The sequence below is a fragment of the Phormidium sp. FACHB-1136 genome (genome assembly GCF_014697375.1).
Classification (GTDB): Bacteria; Cyanobacteriota; Cyanobacteriia; order Phormidesmidales; family Phormidesmidaceae; genus Nodosilinea.
Window position 1 is genome coordinate 1 of sequence record NZ_JACJRS010000192.1, and the last position, 3,814, is coordinate 3,814.

Below are 3,814 nucleotides of genomic sequence, written 5' to 3' on the forward strand. Positions count from 1 at the left end.
ATGCTGTTGAGGCTATCCATCGGTGCACCGTGTTTTACTTGCACCTGCACTCTATGCGGTGGATAGCTTTTTTCCAACCCAACCCCAAAAAACTGTCCGGAGTGTTGACAAAAGCCACCGCGCTACCTTATTTCGGTTCCTCGAGGTAGTGCCCCTGCAGTCCAGTACCCAGGATCATCATCTGGAAGTGGCGATTCGGTTGATTCAGCAGCATCGCACCGCCCGCAGCACCTGGCTGGACGTTCCCACCGCTGAGGCGAACGAGTCAACGACGACATCCCCTGCTGAGACCCTGGATCTGTCCTGGATTCCGGCTAAATGGTGGAAACTGGTGACGGGACAGGCGGCTTCCCAACGGTCAGTGCCGCCCCAACAACTGCATCGCCCATCGTTTGAACTCTGCGTCTTCTCCCATATCTTGCTGGCGTTGCAATCGGGCGACCTCTACATGGCGGGTAGTGCTGAGTACGGAGACGATTACAGCCAGTTAGTGACCTGGGACGAGTATCACGCTCAGAGGGAGGCGTACGGTCAGCAGGTGAATTTGCCCGTTGAGCCGAAAGCCTTTGTCCAGCAGGTGCAACAGTGGCTAGAAAGCAGTGCCACGACAACGGATGAGGCTTTTCCTGCCAATACTCAAGTGGTCTGGAAGGACGAACGGTTGACGATCCGACGGCAACCCCGACAGCGACCCGCAGGCCTAACCCAACTCGAAACCCTGGTGGCAGAGCGGCTCACCCCGGTGCACCTCCTCGACGTACTGACGGATAAAGAGGTCTGGCTGAATTGGACCCGTTACTTTGGCCCCATCTCCGGCCATGAGGCCAAGCTGGACAGCCCCGTCGGGCGCTATCTGGCCACCATCTTTTGCTATGGCTGCAACATTGGCCCCAGTCAGACCGCCCGCGCCCTCAGAACCTTTGACCGTAAACAACTGGCCTGGGTCAACCAGCGGCACATGACCGAAGAGACGCTGCAAACCGCCATCAGGGCCATCATCAATGCCTATAACCGCTTTGCCCTGCCCAAATTCTGGGGCACCGGTCGTCGGGCTTCTGTGGATGGAACCAAGTGGGATATTTACGAGAACAACCTGCTGGCGGAATATCACATTCGCTATGGCGGCTACGGCGGCATTGGCTACTATCACGTCTCAGACACCTACATCGCCCTGTTCAGCCACTTCATTCCCTGTGGGGTCTGGGAAGCCGTGTTCATGTTGGATGGACTCCTGAACAATACGTCTGAGATTCAGCCTGACACCATTCACGGGGATACGCAGGCCCAAAGTGCGACCGTCTTTGCCTTGGCTTACCTCTTGGGCATTACCTTGATGCCCCGCATTCGGAACTGGAAGGCCCTGACGTTCTACCGTCCGACCCGAGCGGTGCGCTATCAGCACATCGATGGGCTGTTCTCCGACACCATCAACTGGCACCTGATTGAAACCCACTTGCCGGACATGCTGCGCGTGGCCGTCTCCATCAAGGGTGGGACAATCAAGGCCTCTACCATTCTGCGAAAGCTTGGTACCAATAGCCGCAAAAACAAGCTCTATCAAGCGTTCCACGAATTGGGCTGTGCGGTTCGCACTGGGTTCTTACTGCAATACATCCATGACGCTGACCTGCGCTCTACCATCCAAGCCGCAACCAACAAGAGTGAGGCGTTCAATGGGTTCGTGCAATGGCTCGCCTTTGGAGATGATGGCACCCTGGCCACCAATAGCCGCGATGAGCAACGCAAGCGCATCCAATACAATCACCTGGTCGCCAACACGCTAATCTTCTACAACGTCTTTGAACTGACGCGCATCCTCCATGACCTCAACCAGCAAGGCTATGCGTTTGAACCGGAGGCTATCGCTGAGTTGAGCCCCTATCTCACGCAGCATGTGAATCGATTTGGCCTCTATCACCTGGATCTCCAACGACAGCCGCAGGCGATCCACTATGACGTCCCAATTTCAATGAAACGTCCTCAAGATCCTCTGGAATAGGCTGCTTTTAGCCTCTGAAACGACCTAACTATAAGGCTTTCAGGAGATGTGGCCCATTTTTACATGAATCGGTGCCATACCCCACTATGGCGCACTCTGGGAAAATCCGAGCGACCTGATTGCCATCCATAGCCTGGGCCATCAACTCATGCTGGCCCTACCGTTAGTCGTCCTACACAGCCAGCAGGATCTTGAATTCCTGTGTCGGGATGCCACCTTGGGGTCGTCGTCCGGGGCCTGGTTTGATGTCAGCGATGGCGGCAATGGCGCGACGGAGTCCATCCTGCGGTACTGGAAACAGTTGGTGCCCAAAGCCATCAGCCTGGTCGAGGGGTGTGATTGTGTTGCAGGCTGTCCCAAATGTCTATCCCAGTGGCACTGCCCTGACCACAACAACGCCCTGCTGAAGCAAATGGGTTTGTTTGTGCTGAAGGCGGCCTGCTCAAAATAGCGGTCACAACCGCAGTCTTTAGAAGGTCTTGACACCAGGGTAAGCCAAGATCTTGGTGTCTTGGGTAAGCAGGGGAACGTTCAAAACCTTTGCGGTAGCGACAATGATTTGGTCGGCTGGATCATTGTGGAAGCCCTCAAGACTCGTGGATTGGAGAATGATGGGCAGGCTGAGATCAACGAGTTCAATGCCGGGATAGGCTAGGGCAAGCTCCAGCCACTCATTGACGGGACGATCTAAGCTTAAACGACTCTTTTCTACGAGTTTGGCGATTTCCCAGCAGGAAATGATACTGATGCCCAACCCACGGCTCTGATGGGTTTGAATCATCTTCAGATTTGAGGGGGATAGCCTTGGCGTTTCATTAACCCACCAAATCCAGATATGGGTATCCAGGACAATCATAGGGTTGCTTCCCAATCTTCGGCGGCTACAGGCTCATAGGGGGCGTCGTAATGACACACGGTGCCGCGAAGGGGGCGTTGTTCAGCGATGGTCGGGGCATGGCTAGCCTGAAGATCCTGCTTGAGGGACTTTAGGATCATCTCAATGACGGCAATACGTTCTTCAATGGAGGCGGTGCTGAGTTGATTTAAGATATCCACATCTAGCATGACTTGCGCCTTATCGTTAGTCATTGACTTGCTGAGTCCATTGTACGGCCTGTCCTCCCAGTGATAAGCGCTTGTCTCCTGTCTTGGAGGGAGATTGACTAGCGACAATGTTTAGTCAAGAACCGATCTAGCTGGTTGGCAAAGGCTCCTGTCACCCGTTGGTTAAAGGGCGGTGGGCCACCCGTGTCTACGCCCGCACTGCGTAGGTCATTGAGGAAATTTCGCATCGACAATCGTTCTCGGATATTGCCCTGGTCGTAGAATTCACCTCTGGGATTAAGGGCAAAGGCTCCTTTCTCGATGGCTTCTGCGGCGAGGGGAATATCGGCGGTGATGACGAGATCTCCGGCCTGGAGATGATTCACAATGTAGTTATCGGCAATGTCAAGGCCAGCACGTACCTGCACAAAGTCAAGGTAGGGAGAACCTGGAATTTGTAGCTCCTGGTTGGCCACCAAGGTGGTTTTGATTTCAACCCGTTTGGCCGCTCGAAACAGAATCTCCTTAATCACGTTGGGGCAAGCATCTGCGTCAACCCATATCTCCATCACCTAGCCGCCTGTTGTTCTATCGCTGACCATTTCCTAGTCTAGCGGTCTCCTGGATGGCCGCAGGCTAGCGCAGCACAACGCCTAAGAGACGCCGAAACAGCCGATACCCCGTCCGCACCCCGTCTAGGACAACATAGGGTATCGGCAGTCTCAGGGGCAGCAACAAGGGCCGATAAACCCACCAGTAGGCCCACTTCAC

5 protein-coding genes are annotated in these 3,814 nt (G+C 54.7%); 2 read left to right on the top strand and 3 right to left on the bottom strand.

From position 1 onward, the window contains the following. Nucleotides 1–58 precede the first annotated feature (58 nt). Both H6G62_RS26180 and H6G62_RS26185 read left to right on the top strand, forming a co-directional pair. Nucleotides 59–1,999, top strand: coding sequence for a Tn3 family transposase (locus H6G62_RS26180; protein WP_347239429.1), 1,941 nt, complete (start codon nucleotides 59–61; stop codon nucleotides 1,997–1,999). 133 nt (nucleotides 2,000–2,132) lie between these two features. Then, nucleotides 2,133–2,450, top strand: a complete 318-nt coding sequence (locus tag H6G62_RS26185; protein ID WP_347239430.1) for a DUF1998 domain-containing protein — start codon at nucleotides 2,133–2,135, stop codon at nucleotides 2,448–2,450. 18 nt (nucleotides 2,451–2,468) lie between these two features. On the opposite strand, the gene H6G62_RS26190 is transcribed toward H6G62_RS26185, so the two are convergent. The 3 genes from H6G62_RS26190 to H6G62_RS26200 all read right to left on the bottom strand — a co-directional run bounded on the left by H6G62_RS26190 (nucleotide 2,469) and on the right by H6G62_RS26200 (nucleotide 3,612). Next, nucleotides 2,469–2,855 carry a type II toxin-antitoxin system VapC family toxin gene (locus tag H6G62_RS26190; protein ID WP_190500666.1) on the bottom strand — a complete coding sequence of 129 codons (387 nt, stop codon included), beginning with the start codon at nucleotides 2,853–2,855 and terminating at the stop codon, nucleotides 2,469–2,471. Beyond that, nucleotides 2,852–3,088: a hypothetical protein gene (locus tag H6G62_RS26195; protein WP_190500668.1), complete on the bottom strand. Its 237-nt coding sequence runs from the start codon at nucleotides 3,086–3,088 to the stop codon at nucleotides 2,852–2,854. The genes H6G62_RS26190 and H6G62_RS26195 overlap by 4 nt, the downstream gene beginning before the upstream one ends. 74 nt (nucleotides 3,089–3,162) lie before the next feature. Next, on the bottom strand, nucleotides 3,163–3,612 hold the full coding sequence (locus tag H6G62_RS26200) for a YaiI/YqxD family protein (RefSeq protein WP_190500671.1): 450 nt from the start codon (nucleotides 3,610–3,612) through the stop codon (nucleotides 3,163–3,165). Nucleotides 3,613–3,814: the final 202 nt, after the last annotated feature.

Coding starts and splice junctions, on each gene's coding strand:
- H6G62_RS26190 (WP_190500666.1), bottom strand. CDS start 2,855: ATGATTGTCCTGGATACCCATATCTGGATTTGGTGGGTTAATGAAACG.
- H6G62_RS26195 (WP_190500668.1), bottom strand. CDS start 3,088: ATGACTAACGATAAGGCGCAAGTCATGCTAGATGTGGATATCTTAAAT.
- H6G62_RS26200 (WP_190500671.1), bottom strand. CDS start 3,612: ATGGAGATATGGGTTGACGCAGATGCTTGCCCCAACGTGATTAAGGAG.